This is a genomic window from Vibrio sp. 10N.222.54.A3 (genome assembly GCF_041474095.1).
Lineage (GTDB): Bacteria > Pseudomonadota > Gammaproteobacteria > Enterobacterales > Vibrionaceae > Vibrio > Vibrio crassostreae_C.
In genome coordinates, this window is the sequence record NZ_JBFRTN010000042.1 from 87761 (window position 1) to 112947 (window position 25187).

At 45.2% G+C, this 25187-nt stretch carries 18 protein-coding genes; 5 read left to right on the forward strand and 13 right to left on the reverse strand.

What is annotated here, in order from left to right:
* Positions 1-4: 4 nt before the first annotated feature.
* From AB4507_RS10310 to AB4507_RS10335, 6 genes are all read right to left on the reverse strand, one after another.
* Complete coding sequence (locus AB4507_RS10310) at positions 5-1018, reverse strand: DUF2955 domain-containing protein (RefSeq protein ID WP_137001231.1); 1014 nt, start codon at positions 1016-1018, stop codon at positions 5-7.
* Positions 1008-2072 carry an HlyD family secretion protein gene (locus AB4507_RS10315; protein ID WP_017059741.1) on the reverse strand — a complete coding sequence of 355 codons (1065 nt, stop codon included), beginning with the start codon at positions 2070-2072 and terminating at the stop codon, positions 1008-1010. Before AB4507_RS10315 ends, AB4507_RS10310 begins: the two co-directional genes overlap by 11 nt.
* A gap of 244 nt (positions 2073-2316) precedes the next feature.
* Positions 2317-4197 (reverse strand): ATP-dependent zinc protease, encoded by a 1881-nt coding sequence (locus tag AB4507_RS10320; RefSeq protein WP_372137610.1) that lies wholly within the window; start codon positions 4195-4197, stop codon positions 2317-2319.
* A gap of 305 nt (positions 4198-4502) precedes the next feature.
* Positions 4503-5312: a M15 family metallopeptidase gene (locus AB4507_RS10325; protein WP_372182611.1), complete on the reverse strand. Its 810-nt coding sequence runs from the start codon at positions 5310-5312 to the stop codon at positions 4503-4505.
* An 81-nt stretch (positions 5313-5393) separates the two neighbouring features.
* A complete protein-coding gene (locus tag AB4507_RS10330) occupies positions 5394-6122 on the reverse strand; it encodes a DUF429 domain-containing protein (protein WP_017062812.1) in 729 nt (242 codons plus the stop codon).
* 58 nt (positions 6123-6180) lie between these two features.
* The gene (locus AB4507_RS10335; RefSeq protein ID WP_372182612.1) at positions 6181-7893 is read right to left on the reverse strand and encodes a class I SAM-dependent methyltransferase; all 1713 of its coding nucleotides are present in this window, start codon (positions 7891-7893) and stop codon (positions 6181-6183) included.
* A gap of 270 nt (positions 7894-8163) precedes the next feature.
* Here AB4507_RS10335 and AB4507_RS10340 point away from each other — a divergent pair, with 270 nt between their 5' ends.
* The 4 genes from AB4507_RS10340 to AB4507_RS10355 all read left to right on the forward strand — a co-directional run bounded on the left by AB4507_RS10340 (position 8164) and on the right by AB4507_RS10355 (position 13603).
* The gene (locus AB4507_RS10340; protein WP_017059736.1) at positions 8164-9102 is read left to right on the forward strand and encodes a hypothetical protein; all 939 of its coding nucleotides are present in this window, start codon (positions 8164-8166) and stop codon (positions 9100-9102) included.
* A gap of 197 nt (positions 9103-9299) precedes the next feature.
* The gene (locus AB4507_RS10345) at positions 9300-10067 is read left to right on the forward strand and encodes a 1-acylglycerol-3-phosphate O-acyltransferase (protein ID WP_017059735.1); all 768 of its coding nucleotides are present in this window, start codon (positions 9300-9302) and stop codon (positions 10065-10067) included.
* A gap of 147 nt (positions 10068-10214) precedes the next feature.
* Positions 10215-11585, forward strand: coding sequence for an MBL fold metallo-hydrolase (locus tag AB4507_RS10350; RefSeq protein WP_137001227.1), 1371 nt, complete (start codon positions 10215-10217; stop codon positions 11583-11585).
* 470 nt (positions 11586-12055) lie between these two features.
* The gene (locus AB4507_RS10355; protein ID WP_017069529.1) at positions 12056-13603 is read left to right on the forward strand and encodes a sodium:alanine symporter family protein; all 1548 of its coding nucleotides are present in this window, start codon (positions 12056-12058) and stop codon (positions 13601-13603) included.
* Between the two features lie 145 nt (positions 13604-13748).
* Here AB4507_RS10355 and AB4507_RS10360 read toward each other — a convergent pair whose 3' ends face one another.
* From AB4507_RS10360 to guaB, 5 genes are all read right to left on the reverse strand, one after another.
* Positions 13749-14342, reverse strand: a complete 594-nt coding sequence (locus AB4507_RS10360) for an acetate uptake transporter (protein ID WP_010440610.1) — start codon at positions 14340-14342, stop codon at positions 13749-13751.
* A gap of 484 nt (positions 14343-14826) precedes the next feature.
* On the reverse strand, positions 14827-16377 hold the full coding sequence (locus AB4507_RS10365; protein ID WP_372182614.1) for a Na+/H+ antiporter NhaC family protein: 1551 nt from the start codon (positions 16375-16377) through the stop codon (positions 14827-14829).
* Between the two features lie 274 nt (positions 16378-16651).
* Entirely contained in the window at positions 16652-18364 is a 1713-nt protein-coding gene (locus tag AB4507_RS10370; RefSeq protein WP_372182615.1) for a glycoside hydrolase family 19 protein, read from the reverse strand.
* A 324-nt stretch (positions 18365-18688) separates the two neighbouring features.
* Positions 18689-20242, reverse strand: a complete 1554-nt coding sequence (guaA, locus tag AB4507_RS10375) for a glutamine-hydrolyzing GMP synthase (protein ID WP_017059729.1) — start codon at positions 20240-20242, stop codon at positions 18689-18691.
* Between the two features lie 378 nt (positions 20243-20620).
* Positions 20621-22084: an IMP dehydrogenase gene (guaB, locus tag AB4507_RS10380; RefSeq protein ID WP_017062496.1), complete on the reverse strand. Its 1464-nt coding sequence runs from the start codon at positions 22082-22084 to the stop codon at positions 20621-20623.
* Between the two features lie 269 nt (positions 22085-22353).
* Between guaB and xseA the strand changes: the two genes are divergently transcribed.
* A complete protein-coding gene (xseA, locus tag AB4507_RS10385) occupies positions 22354-23700 on the forward strand; it encodes an exodeoxyribonuclease VII large subunit (protein ID WP_017066420.1) in 1347 nt (448 codons plus the stop codon).
* Between the two features lie 111 nt (positions 23701-23811).
* On the opposite strand, the gene ureG is transcribed toward xseA, so the two are convergent.
* On the reverse strand, positions 23812-24453 hold the full coding sequence (gene ureG / locus AB4507_RS10390) for an urease accessory protein UreG (protein WP_004735125.1): 642 nt from the start codon (positions 24451-24453) through the stop codon (positions 23812-23814).
* 46 nt (positions 24454-24499) lie between these two features.
* Entirely contained in the window at positions 24500-25180 is a 681-nt protein-coding gene (locus tag AB4507_RS10395) for an urease accessory protein UreF (protein WP_372174737.1), read from the reverse strand.
* Positions 25181-25187 lie beyond the last annotated feature (7 nt).

Genomic DNA, 25187 nt, shown 5'->3' on the forward strand with positions numbered 1-25187 from the left:
TTAATCACTTACTGTGATCGGTATGACTATGATTAGTATTACTGCTGAGAAAGCCCAGTACCACTGCGCCAACCATGACTGCACAAACAATGGCAAATAGACGTGTCATTTGTGCCGAGAGGGACGCAGATCCTGGGTGGCTGATGATCTGATAAGCCAAGGTCGTAAAATTAGTAAACAAGAGCTGATAAATCGTCAGATTCGCCTGCCGCCTGATAGCAAAACACGCAAGTTGCAAACCACACACCAAACTCACGCCATAAATAACCAAGATTGGAGCGCCTGACACCATCATGATCATCACAGGTAACGTAAACAGAATGCCAACGCCAGTGGTGACAAGCTTGTTTCGGCTGAATGTACGGTGGTCGTGATTCGATGGGCTTTTCAACATACTGCCAAGCGTAATCGCAATCAACATCGTTTGTGACACCGAATTTCCTACCAAAATCGCCAGCACAACCACAACCGCGGTCGCTTTAAATGCAACCATGATATAGTCACCAGTAGTGGGCGCATCGGAAACGGCCGCAGTCGGAAGGACATTCACTTCATCCCCCGGGAACAACCAGAACCCCAAGTAAGTGACGATCAAAGCTATCACCAGCTTTTCAAAGAACAATAGGGGCAATCCCGCCATTGGGAGATGCATCTGCTTGTTGACCACCACCATCACGATGACCACGATAATGGTCAGTGTCGCGATGATATCTTTTGTATTCTGATGGCTACGCTGATAACTCCAGAACAGCAATAGCCAGCAATAGAGGACAAAACCGGTTGGCGAATCGACCAATACACTACCAAAAAACACCACACCAAAGCTGATTAAGATTAATGCAACAATCACCTTTAATATTAAATTAATCGGTGGTTTGGATGGCATCAATGTCATGAACATCACAACAAACATGGGCGACAAAACAGCGAGCATCTGCCCACTTTGTTGATGGTAGAACAATAGCGAAAGCGGCAGTAACACCAATCGAATAATGGAGTTAGCTGAGCTATGAAACATAAGTCCACACGCTTAGAATTCTCATCCAAAGCTGAGCAAGCCACTCACCTGGGGTACTTTGCTCTGTCATGACAGCCACTGTGGCTTGTGAACCAAAACGAATGTTGCTTGGAACCTCACCATGATCAAACACAATATTGACTGGGTAGCGCTGCGCGGCAATAGAATTGGTGTCTGAATTTAAAAAGCCAGTCTCTTGGTCAGTGCTATTGCTGCCACCCGTTCCCCAACCAATGCTATCAACCGTGCCGTATAGCACTCGCCCCGGTAACGCATCCAATACGATCTCAACTCTTTGCCCGACTTGTATATGCTCTAGCGAGTTTTCTCTGTATAACGCAGATATCCACACCTCTCGCGGATCAACAAAGGTCAAAACAGGTGAGCCTGCGGTTGCTCGCTGGCCTACCGTCAGTTGTAGGTTACTCACCACGCCATGAGAAGGAGCCATCACTTGGGTTTTCTGTAAGTTGAGCTGAGCCTGCTCAAGGGCTGCAATCGCCGCCAACACTTGTGGATTATCACTCCCTTCTGGCCCTAACGCTTGTTTTGCCTGAACCAAAGAGGCTTCTGCGGCTTTCAATGACGCTTCAGCACGATCACGATTCTCTATGGCGTTGTCTAATTCAGAGCGGCTAACCAGCCCTTTACTGGCGAGTTCACTCACTCGACTCGCTTGCTCTCGAGAATTATCCCGAGCCGCAACCGCCTCGGTCACTTTCGCTTGTGCAACGTTAACCGCCGCTGTGCTTGCGCCAATATTTTGGCCTACTTGAGCAAGATTCGCTTCAGCGGAACGCAAACTGATCTGATAGTTTCGAGCATCAATTTCAAACAACACTTGGTTCGTTTCAACGACCTGATTATTTTCAGTTTGCACAGACGTGATATTGCCAGAAACTTCAGGAGCAATACGCACAATATAAGAGTGAACACGGGCGATCCCCGTCATTGGTGTGACGCGGTCGGCCCACAAACTGTAAAGCCACACTACTAAAATAACCGAAATAATAATTAAACTAAGCTTACGCGAAGATTTTTCTGCTTTTGACATGCTCTCTCTCTCGATCCGACAGCACGATTTACTCGCCTGCCGAATACGATGTTTTAAAAATTAAAGTGAATTCCACTTCATTGTAGTCTAGTCGATCTGTCTCTTGAGTAAAAACAAACGATTACTTGAAATATTGTCACGGCAACAATCATCAATTAACAATCAACAAAAAGCCACAGATCCCATTAATGAAATCTGTGGCTGTTTAGATCTGTTCTGCTACGAACTTAGATAAGTTTAGGGGTTACTCCATATCACCTAACAAGTAATCTTCATCGCTGCTCACTACTGCGCCGTGCTTCAAGAAGTTCTTACCTAGGATCATGCTGTATTCGAAGCGAGAACGGTCTTGAAGGTTTACCCTCACCTCTTTCTCTAGGTCTCCGAGCTTAACCTTCATTTCTACCACAGGGCGAATGTTCACCTTCTCGCCTTTCTTGGCTTTGATACGCATTACATCAATCACTGGCTTGGTGAAATCTTGCTTATCGCCTTGGTTGTTTTGATAGGTAAAGCTCACCATGTCTTGGCCATCTTTCTTAAATCGTTTGATGTTGACTGCGTTCATTGAGCTTACATCCGCACCAGTGTCGAGCTTGGCCGGGAACTTCATGCCGTTCACTTCTACTACTTCAATATGCCCAACTTTAAACAGTGGTTCGGCTTTCAGAAGGTAATCAGAACGCGTATTAACGTAAACGCCCTCTTTTGCCATCTTCTTGCCTAAAATAAAGTACGCTTCTTTCTCATTTGTATTGAGCACGTCGATGGCGAACTCTTGCGTACGCACTTTTCCAGACACCGCAAACTCACCACTTACAACAGGGCGAGTATCATCCCCGACTTTAAGCTTCTTAATAATTGGCTTGGTCACCTTCTGCTTCTCACCATTTACATCCGTAAGATAAAATTCAACGGAAGCATCTTTGCCTTTACCTGTCATTTCAAAACTGTCGACCTTCAGCAAAGGTGTATTGACAGTGAAAGAAGCCACAGCCTTAAGCGGGAAGTCATCTAGGGTGATGTCCTCTTCCGGCGAGATAATCATAGGCTCACCAGACTCAGCCACATCACTAAAGTTCTCTGAACCTTCTAATAAAATATTCTCAGCACTGGTGTCAATCATGAAGAGTTCGCTGGCGGTGTTGGTTCCAAATCTCAACTGCGACTCACTACTCGAGCGCTCACGTAGGTACACCAGAACGTCTTTAGTCGTGTTTTCATCGAGTTGAACAGGCACATACACCAAAGGTCTCTTCTTACCGCTCACGCTTAACATACGAACCAACGGCAATGTCATCTCTTTTTGCTTGCCGTCGTTGTCGAACATATCAAACGTCACTTCACTGTTCTTCTTATCTATATCGATGTCTTTTGCATGAAGGATGCTGTAGCGATTTTTTAATGAGAAGGTCGCGTTCATCGCCATTCCAGAGATAGACACCACCTCTTTTCGGCCAACAACGGTCGCGTTCTCTTGCTCTTGTAAATAGTCATAACCTGCAAACACCAGCGCGTTATCCGCAAGGAAGGTTTTACCAATCAGCACTGGCGCAGAGAAGTGGCTTCTGTCGGTCAGGTTAACGTCGGTTTTTAGCTCTTGGTCTGCAATGGTGAGCGACATTTTTACGGTAGGGCGAAGCAAAGGCGTGCTGCTGGTGCGGCTGCGTATCATGCTGACACGCTCTAAAGGCGCTTCGATTAATACCATGTCTCCCGTCCGCGGGTTTTGAACCTTAAAAGACACCACAGCCTCATATTTCGCAAAGGTACTGCCATCCCAATCATCGTAATCAACATCGGAATTGTTCAACAGGTCTTCGGTTAACGCCGCCATCAACTCTTGGTCTTTGAGATTTTGGTAATCGGGATTAGAGCTCTTCACATGAATGTCTTCAGCATGCATAGAAGTGGTTTCCGCACCGGTATCAATTTTACCAATGAAAGGAACGTCTTTTAGCCCTTGAACGCTAGATAGGTACACGTTCTCAGTGCGACCTAATACCGACTTACCATCGAGTTCGTAAGTGGGATTTTGAGTGGTAGGTGAAGTGTCAGTAGCCAAAGTGTATTGTGAAAAAAGTAGAGTGCTTAAAAGAGTTAGAGCCAAAGGTATCTTTTTCATTAGTTGGTCCGTTGTGATCAGTTCACTAATAATACTGGCGTTTGCGCGAAGAGTTCCCCCACCAGCAATGGTTCTCACATAACGTTAACGCTATGAGTTTTTAAATGACAAACCGATGACTTTGCGCTGCATTCGCTTATCGATTATTGACTAATGGATACCCAATAACCTTTTCAATGCTCGGTGTTCTATTGAAGAAATGAATACAAAAAAGGCCAACGACGAGCGCTGACCTTAGCGATTCAAAACACACCTGAAGCGAGTTTAACTTGCTAAAACACAAACGGTTCTAGATAAACATAGCACTAAAAAGTCCCGACTGTTTTCTTTGCACAGATAGCTCGAGCTTTTTCTGCGTCCTCACCTTTATTTTTGAGATAGCACTGTCGATAAGATTCGACGTAGCGCTCAAATAACACCTTGGCTTCAGGTTGTGGTTTAGAGAGCAGTTGGTTAACGAACTTTCTTGATCCAACCTCAAAATGCTGAGTATCGATTGGGCTATTCCAATCCCCTCCCCAGATCATAAATCCGTGATGGGCAAACAGCTCCACCACATCTTCAGCCATGCCGCGGCGTTCAATTTCATCACGAGCACGAAAACGAGTACGGTTCACATAACGAGTCGCAGATTGTGAAGGCTTTACCGTGATTCTTCCGTTGCTATCAAACTCTAAGAAAGGGTTTTGAACTGGGTTGATGTCGATTGCCACACCATAGGCATGTTTCGACCAACCTCCTCCGCCTGTAATAGGACGAGCGTTAAAGGCGCTGCTGTTGTTCGCATCCATTGAGGCGCTATCATCACCTCTGAATTCACGCATTAGGCGAGCGGAATGAAGAGGAAAATTGCGCTGTTTGAGCTCTGAAAAGATTTTTTCAACAGCAGGCGCAATAACATCAAGCACGATCATATTGCCCTGTTGCGTTTCCCCTTTGAAACTAATGAAATCGAAATCCACTTTGGATAGTCGCTCACAACCAACGGGCGCACCACTACTCAAGACATTGTTCTTTTTCATCATGTCGCATTGCCATTGAGATATAGGAGCGACTTGGGCATAACTCACTGCACTGAGCACAGTGGCCAGACAGCCGACAATAAAACGTTTCATATCAAAAACTCAAAATAGTAAGAGTGAAAAGTAGCAGAAGTTGGAAAATAGCATATTAAGCCAAGTTGAGCGCACGCTTTATTAGCGTGTTTTGTTCCAGTAAACAATCTCTCTAACTCGTCCGTTCTGATCCTTGTCAGCTTCTCCACCAACATCAGAAAGTTCAGGTAAGGTCGATAATTGCGGAGCGTAATAGGCAACTAACATAAGTACGAACGCATCGTAAATATCGTCTATCGCGGCGTCTTTACGTTTGGTATTTGAAATGGCCAACGACAAGCGGTCACACCATTGAGGGGATAGCTGCTGAATAATAGAAAGCCGTTCCTCTTTGCCTTCTTGCGTTCGTTTTGAAAACGTCAGCGGTTCGTCTTTCAATGCTGCAAACACCACTTCAGGATGTGATTCCCTGATAGAAAGATTGGGATGAGTTTCAATGAGCTCATCAAGCTCGCGAATCTTGGGCACAATTCCCCAAGTCTGTTTAGAAAACTTCTTATCAAGCTGCTCCACATTGGCACTGCACGCCGCAATGTAATCGGTTTGGTAAACCGCCTCACGACACGGAACCGGAAACACCGAAGAACCACGTTTGCTGGTTAGAAAACGCCTTGCTGCTTTGTCACACAAGCGATCTGGAGTTTGTGCATCACTAAAACCAATAGGCATATCGATAAGCGCCGTTGAACCGATAAGATCACTCGCTAGCTCATCGAGGGTGTTTACCACTTTAAACGCAGGTATCTCATTGTCAGAGACAATCCAAGCGATCCAACCCGACTTGCAGCCATCAATTCCGATGTATTTCATTATGTTCTCGATGATTAGTTTGTTGAGGGTTATTTGGGATAACTAGCCCACTTAATGATCAGTGCCACTCACTAATCAGCAGTCTGCTTTTTACACCACGTACCTGCAAGCCCATTGCATCGAACACCTCTTCAAAGTCTCGACACTGCGCAGGGATGTTAGGTAACGAAAGCGCGGCTTCTGAAAAGAATTGTTGTTCAAAATGAGCCGAATCGTTCCAAGCGAGTTGCCACCACTCTAGAATCCTCGACTTAGACGAGCGCAGCTTTTCAGCCGTAGGAACTTTATCACTTTTACTTAAGTTCTCTTTGCTTGTAGTAGGAAAGAGGTTCCACTTATCGTTGTTTGGCCAGTAAGCGAAAGGCAAACAGTGATCAACGTGATACTCATTTTTTAATGATTTTCCACTCCACACGCTGACAATGTCGGCACGATCAGATCTAAGTTGCTCGACACGTTTACGCACATCGCGAGTATCATGGTTTTGATCGATCCATACCAAGCAGTCGTGATAAGTCTGTAGTGAAATGCTTCGCTGTCGGTTCAACTCGAAACGCTGCATCTCCATGACCCATTGATTCACCACCAGCGGTTCAATCCACGAGTGGTAGATTCTAAAGCACTCCCACAGGCTTTCATCGAGAGTAAAATAACCAAAACTTTCTAAGAACTCACTATCAATGACCAGTGATTCTAGGCTCTTCCGTCGTTTGTGAGGTGGGTATATATCGAATAGTCGGTTGTCTTTCGAGCCTTGATAAATGAAAGTCACAGGTCCTGATTTAATGGTACTGATCGTTTGTGAAAATAGCTTTTGTAGAGCCTTGGCTTCATCGCCGAGAAACATAGCGCCTATCGCTAGATCATCAGCACTTAAGTGTTTGAGTTTATTCCAACCATCCTCTTTTACAAACCCAAGTCCCTTCGTTGTGTTGCTATTTTGCTGAATCCCAGCGCCTTCTATGTCGATATCAATCAGTCGCTTAAACTGCCTAACCCAATACAGAGCAACCAAGCCCACTGGTAGAGAAATTTTCCCATCAGTTCGATCAATCACAGCGCCTGAATGCGCATCAGCAATTCTCAGTAGAGTTCTCAACAAAGCCAACTTGTATGTGGCCGACTTGTTGTCATTCACAATAATGTGGCGCACCTTGTTCAAGTCACCGGAGCCATCGTCTGGTAGTGTCATCACCACGGTTTGCCACCACACCTCACTGCGGTTCAATGTATCTTGGCTATCATCAACATGACGAACCAACAAGGCGCTGTTTTTTGATAAACGCTCGAGCTCTTCAACCGAGACTTCATAGCCTTGTCGACTGTCTTGAAACTCCCCATGACGCAGAGTGATCACCAACTTGCCATTTGGAGCTAGCAAGTTAGACAACTTTCTAAATGCTCGTTCTCGATGAGACGGGGCTAAGTGCATCCAAACCGCACTCACCAATATCAGGTCAAAACGCATTCCGAGGTTTTCAGTGCGACTAAGCGAAGGCAGTGAATCATCAATCCAGGTAACACTTGGGCCTGTATATTTCGAGCCTTGTTCGCGTAATGAAGCACTTGGTTCTATCGCAATAACATCAGATCCGGCCTTGTGCATCCATAGCGCATCACGACCGCATCCAGCACCGACATCGAGTACTTTATCGCCCACTAAAGGCCAATAAGCTTGCCAGCTTTTATGCACCCTCTCGAAGGTCACTGAGTTGTACTGCTGGCAAAGTGTGTGAGCATTTTTATCGTAAAAAGGAATCGATGAGGACATATGCGCTATTGGAGTAAGGAGTCTATCTCAATAGTAATGGGGAGCTTAGGCGATTGCTAGCAGCTCATGTAAGTTCAGCCACACCAATCAGCATTTATCGTTAGTGACTGTTTTATATCAATATCCACCTAATGAGTTCATCAGGCGAGTCACACCTCGAATTGATCTCGTCAGAAAAACAAAAACAAACAAGGTGCAAGCTGACGTGCGAACAGAGATAATTGTTTGAAGATGATTAACTCGCCTCAAGCACCTAGCCGATAAAGACTAATGAACACATACTCACACATAGACACCCCGTTCAACCTGCGCCACACCTGTTGGTTTTGTGGTGAACCTTCCAGTAACCTTGTTGAATTCCCTAAGACAGCGCAGGCGGTTGCCAAGATAGGCCATTCACCGATAGCACTGCCGGCTTGTAATGAGTGTGCGAGAATTAACTATTCAAAGAATCTAACCTCAATTTGGTCAGTGCGCGATCAGATAAAACACACTCTGATAGACAAGTACGCTAAGCACCTTGGCATCGGTGAGAACTGGACGGAGCAAGAGCTTATTGATTCTGATTTCTCGGGTTCGACGCTCGGTGGGTTTGGGCGCAGCGCTTGGAAGATGTATCAAATCGCCAAACAACGCGTCGATTATAAAGGCTGGCCTTTGTCGGTTGATGACATCCCACTTGAGGTATACGACGAAACCAGTGGCTTTGAGTTTGACGGTACTCGTTATGCCTCAATCAATTCATGTATCGACTATTTCACCAAGGCAGCAGGCGTAGACAAAGAGCTGTTGTCGCAGCTTGTCGACATCGTTTCATCAGAAAGGTTTAGCTACGCACTGCGAATCACCAAGCTGAACAAGAATGTCTCTAATACCAAGCGCTCGGAGATCGTCGAAGAGGTACTACAACAAGAGTCTGAACAAGAAGAGATACTGCTTGAGCAAGCTAATTCAATGTTTAACCCAAACGTCGAAGAGGTGAATATTTCAGGCTCAATAGCGCCTGTATTTGCCATTCAGTGGGCGCTGGCTAACAAGGTTAAAGATTTAGCCCACCTTTGTGCTCTCGAAGATGAGTATTTTGACTATTTCGAGCACCTCGGCGGCCCTGCAGCTTTCATGTCCTATAACGGCCTACAACTCTATTTAGAGTCGCGTCAAGATCCTGAATGGGTAGAAAAATCGGATCCAAATAAACAGTATTGGTGATCATGAGCCATTACTGGTGAACACGTGTAAGCTCGATAACTGTGTCAAACATCCATTGTTAGTCCTTGTTTTATATAAAGATCTAAAAATAGCCCCCTATCACAGTTAATTGTTGCAATTCGGTTAAATAGAGTGAAGACTTCAAGCATCTAAAACTATTTAATCACTGCCATCTTGCGGTGAGTAAGGAGTGAATTGTGCTTGCTGTTCTTCGTATTATTTTGGCTACGGTGTTTATTATTTTCACCACTCTATGTGCTTTTGTTTACTGCTTGTTTAGCCCCAAGAACCCCAAGCATGTGTACGTTTTCTGTCGTTGGTTCAACCAACTCCAAAAGATCATCGGTGTAAAACTGGTGCAGCGCGGCCTAGACAATGCCCCAACACCAGAAAACAGCGTCTACATCTCTAACCACCAAAGCATATTGGACTTTGTGACCGATCCAGGAATGCTAAGACCGCGCACCGTTTCATTGGGCAAGCGCGATTTGTTGTACGTGCCTTTCTTTGGCCTGCTGTATTGGATCACCGGTAACATCATGATTAACCGCGAAGATAAGTCCAAAGCACGCGATACCATCAAACAAGTGGCGGAAGCGATTCATCAGAGAGATCTGTCTGTTTGGGTTTACCCGGAAGGAACCCGTAGTAAAGGGCGTGGACTATTGCCATTCAAAACAGGCGCTTTCCGAATGGCAATTGAAGCTGGTGTGCCTATCACCCCGATGTGTACTAGCACCACGCACAATAAGATCGACTTTAATCGTGCCAATAATGGCATTGTGATCACCGAGATGTTGGAACCTATCGATGTATCCGGATACAAGCTTAGCGACGCAAGAGAGCTGGCCAATCGCTGTCACGCACTCATGGCAGAGAAAATAGCAGAGCTTGATGCCGAAGTGGCTCGTTTAGAGGCGCAGCAAAAACCAGAGTTGGATTCAGACCGTTCTTCTACGAACTAACTCGCAACGAAACCACTGAGTCATCGCTCAGTTACTTAAAAAGACACTCAACGATCGCAACTCTCATTGTTCTTGTTTTACTTGCTGGCGCTTATCCGCAAAATAAAAACAGGCGTTAACGGCTTTATAGAGCAATGGGAGCAAACGATGGAAGTGATTCACCATGGTGGCAAACATACTGTCACAGGATCTTGTCACGAGCTAAGAGATTCAGGCCAAGCGGTGCTCATCGATTGTGGCCTTTTTCAAGGTTTAGATCTTCAAGGTAAAAAGCTTCAAGGTGCGGACACTCGCCCTCTTGATATTGAATTTGAAACATCCCACCTCAACGCTCTGCTGCTGACCCATACTCACATTGATCATATTGGCCGATTACCTTGGTTACTCGCCAGTGGGTTTAACCAACCGATTTATTGCACGCAAGCCACCGCAGAGCTCGCCCCTTTAATGATTGAAGACGGCCTAAAACTGCAAGGGCTCAGTCATAAACAATCCAAACTCATCCTTAAAAAGATTCATTCGTTGATAGCTCCCAAGCCTTACGGCGAATGGTTTCCAATTGTCTCTAAACAGCAAAACGACGGGAAGGTTCATCATAGGCCAAATACTCTGTATGCCCGTTTTCAACCTGCAGGGCATATCTTAGGTTCGGCCTATATAGAGATTAAGTTACCAAGCCAAGAGGTCGTAGTCTTCTCTGGCGACTTAGGCCCAACTAACACACCACTGCTGCCCGATCCTCTGCCACCACAACAAGCCGATTACCTATTTATCGAATCAACTTACGGCACCAGTAAACATGACGATATTGCAACGAGATCGGAGCGCTTGAAGGCGATCATTGATCGTTCGCTGCTTGATGGTGGCGTTATTTTAATTCCGGCTTTTAGCATCGGCAGAACACAAGAACTGCTGTTTGATATCGAAAATCTGATCTTTGAGCATCAACTCAGCAGCGATATTCCTATTATTCTCGACTCACCTATGGCTCAGAAAGTGACGCGTTCATACCGACGCTTTAAAGAGCTCTGGGGACAAGAAGCAAAGCACCGCCTTGAACTGAAACGTCACCCACTCGCTTTTGAGCAGTGCATTACCGTCGATGGACATAGAATGCACAAGAAAATCGTGAATCGCCTCAAGTCGACAGGTGAACCCGCAATTGTGGTCGCAGCTTCTGGAATGTGTCAGGGCGGCAGGATAATGAACTACTTATCCGCCTTACTTCCCGATAAACGAACCGATGTGATTTTAGCAGGCTATCAAGCTCACGGAACGCTCGGGCGAGAGCTACAACAAGGAGAAAAACAGGTTTCCATCGATAACCAACACGTTGAGGTGAAGGCTCAGATCCATAGTATGTCTGGCTACTCTGCTCATGCTGATAAAGATGATCTCAATCGATTTATAGAAGAAATAACCGTGCCACCCAAAGAGGTACATTTGATTCACGGAGATCCAAACACTCAGTCTGAGTTCGCTCAAGCTTTGGTTGGAAAAGGATTTAAAGTCGTTTAAAACAGGCGATTGATTCACGATTTCTGATTGCGGTAATCCTTACGGAAAGTTCTAAAAATCACTACTGATATTTTAAATAATACCTCCCCTTAAACCTGCCTAATTTCACTATATCGGTGATATATTCTTGCGTCTTTACCGTCGTAATGTGTTAACAGTCATTAGTACTGAACAACGTTTCCTCTCATTTTTCTTCTACTTTCCCTTCTGACACATATTGTGAGTTTCGAAAATTTGTATTAATCACTATTTATTCACTTTACAAACCGACACTAAAAACAACCAATTGCATATCAATTTTAATGAAACGATTATCAAATTAGCACTAAGCGTTAACAAATACTCCCTGTAACATGCTTTATGTCACAGTAATCCTAATAGGCAGTTAAATAATTTAACACTCGGGTTACAAGTGAAGTATTGTGTTGTTCGAAAAACAATCATAAGCAAAACTAACAGGGAAAATACTCATGCAGTCATTCGTTGATTTTTTGAATGGAATAATCTGGAGCCCAGTACTTATCTACCTATGTTTAGGTGCAGGTTTGTTCTACTCCATCATGACTCGATTTGTTCAAATCCGTCACTTCTTTGAAATGTGGCGCTTGCTACTATCGGGTAAAAGCTCATCAAAAGGCATCTCGTCTTTCCAAGCTCTAGCCGTTTCGCTATCTGGCCGTGTAGGTACAGGTAACATTGCTGGTGTTGCTGCCGCTATCGGTTTCGGTGGCCCAGGTGCAGTATTCTGGATGTGGGTTGTAGCCTTCTTTGGCGCCGCGACTGCTTATGCAGAATCTACGCTAGCGCAAATCTACAAAGAAGAAGACGAAGGCCAGTTCCGTGGTGGTCCGGCTTACTACATTGAAAAAGCAATGGGTCAGAAGTGGTACGCATGGATCTTCGCAATCGCGACTATTTTTGCATGTGGTATTTTGCTTCCAGGTGTTCAGTCAAACAGTATTGGTAATGCTGTAGAAGCTGCATTTGGTTCAGGTGACATGATTGAAACAGCTGTCGGTACATTCAGTTTCGCTAAAATTTTCACCGGTACTGTTGTTGCTATCATCCTTGCTTTCATCATCTTTGGTGGTGTTAAACGTATTGCGAACTTCACACAGATCGTTGTTCCTTTCATGGCATTGGCTTACATCATCATCGCGTTCGTTATCATTCTGCTAAACATCAGCCAAGTGCCAACTGTTTTCGCAATGATTGTTGGTGATGCATTCACACCTATGGCAGGCTTCGGTGCTGCAATTGGTTGGGGTGTTAAGCGTGGTGTTTACTCAAACGAAGCAGGTCAAGGTACTGGTCCTCACGCGGCAGCTGCTGCAAGTGTTGATCACCCAGCTCAGCAAGGTTTAGTACAAGCATTCTCTATCTACATCGATACTCTTCTAGTATGTTCTGCTACAGCGTTCATGATCATCATCACTGGTGCTTACAACGTTCACGGCGGCGCTGAGGGTGTGTTCCTTGTTCAGAACCTAGCAGCAAACATTGGTGCCAACGGTCCTGTATTTACACAGCTTGCTATTGAAAGTGCACTACCAGGCATTGGTAAGCCATTCATCGCATTTGCTCTGTTCTTCTTCGCATTTACAACGATTCTTGCTTACTACTACATCGCAGAAACGAATATTGCTTACCTACGTCGTACCATCAAGATCCCTGGCATGATGTTCGTACTTAAGCTTGTTCTTATCACTGCCGTTTTCTATGGCACAGTTAAAACAGCGAACCTTGCATGGGCAATGGGTGATGTTGGTGTTGGCTTGATGGCATGGTTAAACATCGTTGGTATTCTGATCATCTTCTTCATGTCTAAGCCTGCGCTTAAAGCTCTAGCTGACTACGAAGAACAGCAGAAACAAGGCGTAACTGAGTACACATTCAACCCTGTAAAACTAGGCATTAAAGGTGCAACTTACTGGGAAGAGAAGTACAAGCGTAAAACAGGCAAGTCTCCAGAAGCAGAAGCTGCAGACACTAAACCTGTAGAGCAACCTTCAGCTTAAGCTTTCCTTAGCAAATAGATCGCTTTAACAAATAGTGCTATTAATAACGCATAAAAAAGGGGTTAGCTATTTCGGCTAACCCCTTTTGTTTTATTCATAACTAATAAATGGCTTATAACAAACTAACTGTTCCCGAGTTAGAGTATTAAGCAGCGATTTCTTGTGTTGCCATTTGAGGCGCTTTCTTCTCACCGATAGGCAGTACTGTGCGGCCGTATTCGTTGTTGATTACTTGTGCCATTGCAAAGTAGATAGCTGAAGCGCCACAGAAGATACCTTCAAAACCAGCGATAGTGCCGATTAGTTCGCTGCCAGTGAAATCACGAGCTGCAAGTAGGAAGAACAAGATAGTTAGTGAACCGAATACTACTTGCTTCGCCACTGGGTAGCATAGAGAGCCGATGAACATGAAGCCTGTGAAGATGCCCCATAGTAGTAGGTACCAACCCATGAATGCTGCAGGGCTTGCAGGTAGACCCATGTAAGGCATCACGATTAAACCAACCAAAGACAACCAGAATAGGCCGTAAGAAGTAAACGCAGTTGTACCGAACGTGTCACCACGTTTGAAACACATTGTGCCCACGATAACTTGGCTCAAACCACCGTAAAAAATACCCATAGCAAGAATCATTGAATCGATTGGAAAGAAACCTGCGTTGTGGATATTAAGAAGAATAGTGGTCATACCGAAACCCATTAAGCCTAGTGGCGCTGGGTTAGCTAGTTTGGTCGACATTGCGAATTTACCTTATTAAAGTGGTTGATTAAAAAAAAACAATAAAAGTTGTCAGAAAATTTTAATCTATAAACCGTACAACTAGGTAATCCAGTTATCGAAAACTAAGATTGTGTAAATGATCTTATGGAAGATTAGTTTCATAACAACGCTAATTAATTCATAGAACCTATAAGTAAACAAATTCCCTGTCACGTATCGACTCATTTGATCGTCATTCCAGAATCGAGGGACGAGATATCTGGAATCTCCTTTTAGACATAAGCACCGACGATAAACGCCAGAGACTCCCTACCACGTTCGTTCCTCACTGTAGGGAATGACGGAGGTTTGCTTAGATGCGGGTAACGAGATACGGGATGCGAAGAGCGCGTTCAGATTGAGCAAGCGAGAAACTAAATTGCAAACACGAGTAATAATAGGGCGAGCTTTTCGTTACTTGTTTACTGTCCATTAAATCTCGTATCTACTTGGACAGATTAAATTACGCTTGTTGTGGTTTAGATTCAGACACTTGAGATTGAACGTCTGAAGAAGCGTTTTTACTCGCGTCGCGCTTGGCTAACAGAGTTACAAGAATAAGCTGAGCAACAAGAGCGCCTAACACAACCAATGCACTTCCCGTAAAGCCTGCGACTACAAAACTAATCAGAGCAATAGAGCCGTTCATCAATGCGTAAGGAAGCTGAGTCTTAAAGTGTTCAAATTGATCACACCCTGCACCTGTTGAGGAAAGAATGGTTGTTTCAGAGATCGGCGAGCAGTGATCACCAAATAACCCTCCCGATAACACAGCACCGATCGCGACTAATAAAGGCGCATCGATCGCAATAGCGGTTGGAATGACCAATGGCATCATTATCGCGAAGGTTCCCCACGACGATCCCGTTGCGAATGAAATGATAGCCGATAATAAAAACGCGACCGCAGGTACTAACCAATATGGAAAGCCGCTCTGTGCTTGCTCAGCAATATAAGCTGCCGCACCCAACTCCTTACCAACGGTGCTTAATGCCCAAGCCAATACCAAGATGATCGCGACTGGCATCATGTTTCCCATGCCTTTTAAGTACACAGAAACACCATCAGGCAACTTTCTTACACCGTAGTAAGCCATTAACGAAATTAATGTAATCGCCGCAAAGAAATAAGCCGATGATAACGCCGCTCTAAATGATGAACCTGCGACCTTTTGGAACGGGAAACCTTGTGGTACCAGCATGGCGCACAACACCACCAGCATCACTAACAATGGTGCCCAGACAAAAGATGCCTTTGCATTTTTATGCGAGAACGGATTTAGTGATTCGTTATTCACGCCAGAGTTAATTCCCGCCTGGCAATCACGCTCAGCTTTTGCCATTGGCCCAAAATCTAAACCTTTAACGGACACGAGCGGAACGATGAAAATCGCGAGGAATGCGTAGAACTGAAAAGGAATCGCACCGATGAACGCATCCCAATCAGACATATTGACATTCAACGCCGTAAACTCTTTCTGAATCAGGCTCATGATATACACGCCCCACCCAATGAAAGGGATAAGGATCGCGACGGGTGATGATGTAGAGTCGATGATGAATGCCAACTTCTGTCTAGAAAGTTTCAGTTTATCGAAAAGAGGGCGAAAGACAGGACCAACAATCAACGGAGTACCTAAGTCAGAGAAAAATATCACGATTCCTCCAAACCACGCAGACAATTGAGCTTGGCACTTGTTGCTTACCCACTGAGTCACACGCTTAGCAAACGCAACACCACCACCCGACTTTTCCATCAAAGCGACAAAACCACCGATGAACACCAACAGCATAATCACGCCAGCGTTGTAGCTATCTGTAAGCTGAGGGACTAGGTAACCTTTAACCATGGTACCAAACGTATCAAGCGGGTTAAGTTCGCTAAACATGCCAGTCAGCATTGCAACACCACTCAGCACACCAGCAAAAAGGCCTATCACCACATTCCTTGTCGCCAATGACAACACCAAAGTAATCACAATGGGGATGAGTGACGTGATATCTGTCTGTTCCATAGGTACACCTTAACCCTAAAATAAAAGAATAAATATAAATTAAATTTGAATATAAATTCACAAACATCATTTGTACAGAACTTTATCCTCTAACTGGATAATTAGTCTTTAAATGCGCTTCAACATAGCCAAATAGACCAATCACCCTGCTTAAATAGCCAAGTTCGAAACGGAAAAAAGCCGAAAGTAGAAACTTTCGGCTTTTGATTATTTATATCGCTATGGTCGTACTACTAAGCTCGTAACTTAGGCCACCTCTTCAGTATTCAGACTATCAATTACAGCTGATTTCATCCCAGAACCAATTCGATTGAACTGGGCTTTCCCAAACACCTGGGCCGTTTTTAGCCACGAAGCACTTACCGTTATGCGTCACTTTATCGCCATTACTCACTTGGCTAACACCGGCTTGCCACGTAATAAATTCAGATGGATCGACAACCACTGGCGGTTCTGTCACAGGTGGTTCAACGGGTGCAGGGTCTACTGGTTCTGGATCGACAGGGGCAGGATCAACAGGCGATGGATCTGTCACTACCGGTGGTGTTGGCTCGCCCGCTACTAGTTTCCAAGGGCCACCATTGGCAGGGTCATCCCCTTGTGTCCACCATTTCGCTTCATAGGTTGCACCGTTGTGAGTCACTTGGTCACCCGCGTTGTAAACCTTGGTCGCACTCCAACCATTACCACCCGGATCAGTACCAGGATCTACCGGATCCAGCTTATCGACCACTTTCACTTCAGGCCAACTCGCATGAGAACCATAAAAGTTGGTCACACACTTCTCGTAATCGCCAGCCACCAGTGCGGAATAAGCAGTTTGAAAGCCCACTAGCTCACACTCAAATGAATACCCTTCAGGGCGGTCTGCGTAGTATTTCCAGTTACCATCCCAGTTGGTGTACAACACATCCGTTGCTCCGTTGAGATTCAAGCTTCCGTAAGGCGTTTGCTGCCAACATGTATTGGCTTCATCGGCTTCTACAGGAATTTCATAGTGCGCGGCTAACCCTTCCCAGTAACGAATACGGTTAACGGGTTGGCCTTTGTCTTTGTTCTGCTCGCCACATTCAATACCACCATTGATCACGTTGATTGTGGTACCAAAGCCATAGCCAATACCCGCATCCAATTCACGTTGAGATGGTGTCCATGTTCGGTCAATTACATGCAGCATTGCCGGTTTAGGCGCTTGTGGTGTTAAAAAGAACCAGATAGCAGACGCTAAGTTCAACCAAGAATCCGCCACTAATCCCGGATTGTTGAGAAGCACCGTCGCATCGCCATCGAACATCACTTCAGAGAACGCGCCGTAATTAAAATGGTAAGAAAGCTGTTTAGCACCACGTCCGAAGTAACCCTGCCCCGCAGCACATGGCCAACGGGCATTCTGCCAATCATTCTGACCACAACCTGTGGTGTAACCTTCTTGGCCTTCAGACCAACCCATTTCGCGAACATGCACCAGCGCTTGCTGCCACTCTTCTAGAGCTAATGGATTATCAGAGGTGTTGCCTATCGCGATGTGCCCACCCGTCTCTTGTGAAAAGTGAGCAAAGGCCGTGATGATGGATTTTTTACAGATGGCATCGGAGTCACGGCCATCGGTGTACTCTCCACAGAACGCTGGGAATTTACCGATCGCACGTAAGAAGCGAGTGTAGGTGTATTCTGGCGCTGCCATCTGAGTGAGGAAGTCCCATTCAGATTGTGGGAACACGCGCTCTACACGCTTTATGTTTTCAGGATTCGAGGGGGAACCGGGGTCAATCGCTTCAACGATTGTATTCGGGCGAGTTTGAAGGGCCTGTGACCAGATCGCATACATAGGATCGGATGTTTTCGCTTGTTCAGCAGCTTGTAAAGCCGACTTTTCAACAAGGTAACCATTCGGGTTTTGCGGATCAGGTTGAATGTTCAAAGACGCATGACTTTGCGCTGCTAATGTGCAGCCCAGTACTGTCGCCAAATATTTGATTTTTAACATGATGGATTCTCTTATCTGTCCTTAATAAGTCCATCAAAGAGTATGCTTCACATGTGGAATGGCCTAGCTGTAGCTGTGTGAATTTATAAAAAGTGCGAGTGATCTTTTTGATACATGGCTCAGCACAACAAAGCGTCTCATGGTTTCTTGAGCTGATATCTAGTTTCCAACTCATTTGGTTTCTAGTTATTGTTCATTTGATTTCGAGGTATTGCTCATAAGCCGTTAATGTAATGAATCAATATAATCAATCGAAAAGAAAAAAGCCCCAAACTGAGTTCGAGGCTTAAGATCTTAATCAAAGCTGGTTAAATCTCTAAGAGATTATTCCCACTCGATAGTTGCTGGTGGCTTACCAGAAATATCGTAAACAACACGTGAAATGCCGTTAACTTCGTTGATAATACGGTTAGAAACCTTACCTAGGAAGTCGTATGGTAGGTGTGCCCAGTGAGCAGTCATGAAGTCGATAGTTTCTACGGCACGTAGAGATACAACCCAATCGTACTTACGGCCATCGCCCATTACGCCAACTGAACGTACTGGTAGGAATACCGTGAATGCTTGAGATACTTTGTGGTAAAGGTCAGCAGCGTGAAGCTCTTCAATGAAAATAGCATCTGCGCGACGCAGTAGATCACAGTACTCTTTCTTGATTTCGCCAAGAACACGAACACCTAGACCAGGACCCGGGAATGGGTGGCGGTAAAGCATGTTGTATGGAAGACCAAGCTCAAGGCCGATCTTACGTACTTCATCTTTAAACAGCTCACGTAGAGGTTCAACAAGACCCATTTCCATATCATCAGGAAGGCCACCAACGTTGTGGTGAGATTTGATTACGTGTGCTTTACCTGTCTTAGATGCTGCAGACTCGATTACGTCTGGGTAGATAGTACCCTGAGCAAGCCATTTAGCATTAGATAGTTTCTTAGACTCTTCATCGAAGATATCTACGAATACGTGACCGATGATTTTACGCTTAGCTTCTGGTTCAGCTTCGCCTTCCAGAGCTTTAAGGAAACGATCTTCTGCATCGACTTTGATGATGTTTAGGCCGAACTGGTCACCAAACATATCCATAACTTGCTCAGCTTCGTTTAGACGAAGAAGGCCGTTATCAACAAATACACATGTTAGTTTGTCGCCGATAGCGCGGTGAGCAAGCATCGCAACTACAGATGAATCAACACCACCAGAAAGACCAAGGATAACTTCGTCGTCACCTACTTGTTCTTTAATACGTGCAACTGCATCTTCAATGATTGAAGCTGAAGTCCACAGACCTTCACAACCACATACGTTAAGAACGAAGTTCTCAAGCATTTTCAGGCCGTTTTTAGTGTGTGTTACTTCTGGGTGGAATTGAACACCGAAGTACTTCTTCTCTTCGTTTGCCATTGCAGCGTATGGGCAAGTGTCTGTTTCAGCGATCTTTGTGAAATCAGCTGGAATCTCAACTACTTTGTCGCCGTGGCTCATCCAAACATCTTGAGTAGACTCAAGGTCAGCGAAAAGTGCAGATTCGCCAGTCACTTGTACCGCTGCGTAGCCGAACTCGCGCTCAGTAGACGTTGCTACTTTACCGCCAAGTTGCTCAGCCATAGTTTGCATGCCGTAGCAGATACCGAATACAGGAACACCTGAATCAAATACGTACTGAGGTGCACGTGGAGAGTTCTCCTCCGTTACACTTTCAGGACCACCAGATAGGATGATGCCGTCTGGATTGAATTCACGAATATCCGCTTCTTCTACGTCCCAGCTCCAAAGTTCACAGTAAACACCGATCTCACGAATACGACGAGCTACTAGCTGTGTGTATTGAGAACCGAAGTCTAGAATTAGAATACGTTGGTCATGAATATTTTTAGTCATTGTAAGCAGTCTTATTGGCTATGTGATAAAACGGAGGTGAGTTTACTCACCTCTGATTAACTCTTCAAGAAATAAAGCAAACGTTTTCGTTAGATATCTTTAACCACGTGTTTTGAGACAATCGGACTTTTAACAAAACAGGCGGTAGATATAATACCAATCACAGTAAGTAAGTGTTCAGGAATAGCGTAGGAAAAAAGCCTGAGAACGAGGCTGCTCTATTCGACAAAGAGTTCTGATAAGTAGTTATTCTACAATCAAAAATTCTAACGAAGTTATCGAGGTTTTTAACAAGCTAGGATGACCAGTTATTTACTACGATTGGTATATTAATGTGCCGACTAAATCAGCACATTATTCAAACGTTTGGACGTATTATTAACCTAAACGGTAGTTAGGTGCTTCTTTCGTGATTTGAACATCGTGTACGTGAGATTCTTTCATGCCCGCACCAGAGATACGAACAAACTCAGCTTTAGTACGCATGTCTTCAACAGTTGCAGAACCCGTTAGGCCCATGCTTGAGCGTAGACCGCCCATCTGTTGGTGAACGATCTCTTTTAGACGACCTTTGTATGCGATACGACCTTCAATACCTTCTGGAACAAGCTTGTCTGCAGCGTTGTCAGATTGGAAGTAACGGTCAGAAGAACCTTGAGACATAGCGCCAAGAGAACCCATACCACGGTAAGACTTGTAAGAACGACCGTTGTAAAGAATAACTTCACCCGGTGCTTCTTCAGTACCCGCGAACATTGAACCAACCATCACACAAGATGCGCCAGCAACGATAGCTTTACAGATATCGCCAGAGAAGCGGATACCGCCATCTGCGATTACTGGAATACCGTATTCGTTAGCTACTTCAGCTGCGTCTGCGATTGCTGTTACTTGAGGAACACCAACACCAGTAACGATACGAGTCGTACAGATTGAACCCGGGCCGATACCTACTTTAACCGCACTAACACCCGCTTCGATAAGAGCACGAGCGCCAGCGCCAGTTGCTACGTTACCACCGATGATTTGTAGATCAGGGTATGCAGCGCGAGTTTCGCGGATACGGTTAAGTACGCCTTCAGAGTGACCGTGTGAAGAGTCGATAAGTAGAACGTCTACGCCAGCTTCAACTAGAGCAGCAACGCGCTCTTCGTTACCAGCGCCAGCACCAACAGCTGCACCTACACGTAGGCTGCCGCGCTCATCTTTACAAGCGTTTGGTTTACGTTCTGCTTTGTGGAAATCTTTTGCAGTGATCATTCCAGTAAGTTGGAAGTCATCATTTACAACAAGAACTTTTTCAACACGCGCTTCGTGCATTTTCTCTTGAACTTCTTCACGAGTTGCACCTTCTTTAACAGAAGCAAGGCGAGCTTTAGGTGTCATTACTACATCAACTTTCTTAGAAAGGTCAGTAACAAAGCGAACGTCACGGCCAGTAATAATACCAACAAGTTCGTTTGTTTCAGTAACAACAGGGAAACCGGCAAAGCCGTGTTTTTGGGTAAGGGCTACAACATCAGCGATTGTCGCGTCAGGGCTTACTGTTACTGGGTGAGAAACCACACCAGCTTCGTAAATTTTAACCTGGCGAACCATTTCAGCTTGCTGTTCGATTGACATATTCTTATGAATGAAGCCTATTCCGCCTTCTTGTGCCAGTGCAATCGCTAGGCGAGCTTCTGTCACAGTATCCATAGATGCAGATATCATTGGGATGTTTAGGGAAATATTCTTCGTCAGCTGAGTGCGAAGATCAGCTGTATTAGGGAGAACGGTGGAGTGTGCTGGCACTAGCAGTACGTCGTCGAATGTCAGCGCTTCTTTGGCAATTCTTAGCATTTGCAATATCTCACAATAATAGGAGTAAAAAGAAACAATCCAATCTCATCGTTTCGCCTAATGAGGGCAGCCAATTAAGGAAAATCAAACTGCATTTGGATTAGATATTGCGGACGGATTATACGGCCAAAGAAATCGCTTGGCTACACATTTTTGTACTTTTAATTTGCATTTACCCCCTTGCTATGTATTATATTGCCGCTATCTTCCATACTCACGCCCTGTGAGATTCCAAGAAAGACCTTCCTTCAAGGAAAGATAGTGCTTCTATGACTAATCCAAACATCTTTACTGTTTCTCGCCTCAACTCAGAGGTTCGTCTCCTATTAGAAAACGAAATGGGAATAGTCTGGCTCGTTGGTGAAATCTCAAACTTCTCTGCACCTGTATCTGGTCACTGGTACCTCACGCTTAAAGACTCTCGCGCTCAAGTTAAGTGCGCCATGTTTCGTGGCAATAACCGCCGTGTCACCTTTAAGCCCCAGAATGGTAATCAAGTTCTAGTCAAAGCTCGCCTGTCTCTTTATGAGCCACGTGGTGATTATCAACTGATCATCGAAAGCATGCAGCCAGAGGGTGACGGTAAGCTTCAGCAAGAGTTTGAAAAACTGAAGATGAACCTTGCCGCAGAAGGCCTGTTTGCTCAATCGAGTAAGCAACCACTTCCTGAACACCCAAAGCGCGTTGGCGTTATCACCTCAAAAACGGGCGCTGCGCTGTTTGATATTCTTGATGTACTGAAAAGACGCGATCCTTCATTGCCTGTTGTGGTTTACCCGACCATGGTTCAAGGCGAAGAGGCGGCAATTCAGATTGCTCAAGCGATTGGACGAGCTAACGAACGCAATGAGTGTGATGTGTTGATCGTGGGTCGTGGCGGCGGTTCATTAGAAGACTTATGGTGCTTCAATAACGAGATCGTTGCTCGCACAATTGCAGCAAGCCAGATCCCGATTATCAGCGCAGTTGGCCACGAAGTTGACGTCACTATCGCCGATTTCGTCGCAGATATGCGTGCTCCAACGCCGTCAGCTGCTGCAGAATTGGTTAGCCGTGACAACAGTCATAAAGAGCAAGCTTATGCCTCTAAACGTGCTCGCTTGGTGAGTGCGATTCGTCATGTGTTAATCAAACAAGCACAATCCACTCAAACGTTAAAATACCGCTTGGAGAAACAGCACCCGAGCTACCAACTGCAAAAGCAGAGTCAGCAGCTTGATGACCTAGACATGCGTTTGCGTCGTGGTATGACTCAATACCTAAAACAACATGCACAGCGTGTTGAACGTAAACAGCACCAACTTCAGTTGAACTCACCAGTGAAGCGCCTTGGTGAACAAAAACTGCATCTGCAACGTTCAGAGCAAAAGCTATTAGATGCGATGGATAAAACACTGCTAACCACTCGCCATCAGCTAGCCATGGCTGCAGAGAAGCTAGAAACCGTTAGTCCACTGGCAACCCTAAAGCGTGGCTACAGCATTACTCATTCCGCATCGAGCAAGACAGTATCATCAATTAACGATGTCGAAGTCGGTGAAGTGATCACCACTCAAGTTGAAGACGGTGTGATTGAGTCGCAAGTGACAACAAGAGTCGCTAAGAGTGAGCTTTAGGTTCGACTAGAACGTTGAAAATCATTTAAAACCAGAAAGCCCTATCGATAATCGACAGGGCTTTTGTATATCTACTGGCTGTAAAAGAAAACTACCTGATTCAAACCTTACTCACGACTCCGTCGTAGAAGGCTCCTTCATGGTCAGCATCCCTTCCGTCACAATAAAGTTGATGATGAAATCTAAACCTTGGCTCTCTTTGAGGTTGGTGAACACGTATGGCTTAGTTGGTCGCATGCGTTGAGTGTCTTGCTCCATCACTTCAAGTGACGCACCCACATATGGTGCTAAATCGATCTTGTTGATGACTAACAGATCGGATCGTGTAATACCCGGACCACCTTTACGTGGGATCTTCTCCCCTTCCGCTACATCAATCACGTAGATGGTAAGATCGGCTAATTCAGGGCTGAACGTCGCACTCAAGTTATCACCGCCACTTTCGACGAATACCACATCGAGGTTCTTATGCAGCTTGGCAAGCTCTTCTACCGCAGCTAAGTTCATCGACGCATCTTCACGGATCGCCGTGTGCGGACAGCCACCCGTTTCAACACCAATAATACGATCTGGTTCTAGAGCCTCTGCTCGCGTAAGTATCTTGGCATCTTCTTGAGTGTAGATGTCGTTGGTTACCACTGCGATATTGAGCTTGTCGCGAATCGCTTTACAAAGCACTTCTAATAGCGCTGTTTTACCAGACCCTACCGGGCCGCCAATACCAATTCGAAGTGGTTGCTTATAACTTTCCATTGTCTACTTCCTTATATTCTTTTTGCTACATCGTTCGCGCTAACCGCTACGAACGAAATAGTCGTGTGTATTGTGTTTCGTGCAATGAACTCGCTAATGCCATCGAAGGCGAAAAGCTGCCTATCATCCAATCTTCTATCGTGCGGGCCTTTTCGATCACCTCAGGAAAGGTGTTGGTGATATTAATCAATGCCAACTGACCATCGGTTTGACCTAAAGGCACTAACTTGACCCCTGCGGTAACGATGTTTTCAAGCCAACTCCATAAATAACCCTGCTTGAGGCTCTCTAAATCAATACCCCAATGCTGAGCCGCCATACACATGCCCAACAATTGGTTTGGGTGACTATCAACAGAGTCCACCAGTGAAATATCGATATCTAAGCGCTTCAACAAAGTATTCAATGCTTGCCCACGCTGTTTCTCTTCCGCTCGCAATTCACTGGTTTCACGGCTTGAGTACAGGTAATTACACCAGTGCTCAATCTCATCGAGTTCACCCTTTTCTAGAGCGTGGTAAAGACGCTCTAATATAGGCAATTCCAAGGTCGCGACACTGGAGTTGACGATGGTGTTGAGCCACTGTTCCATGCTGTTGCGATCGGTCACCCACCCCGCTTCAACCGCTAACTCTAAGCCTTGCGAATAAGTGAACCCACCAATCGGCAACGATGGACTGATCAATTGAAACAGACGATAGACGGCTACATTTTCTGTTGTGGTCATAATCGTG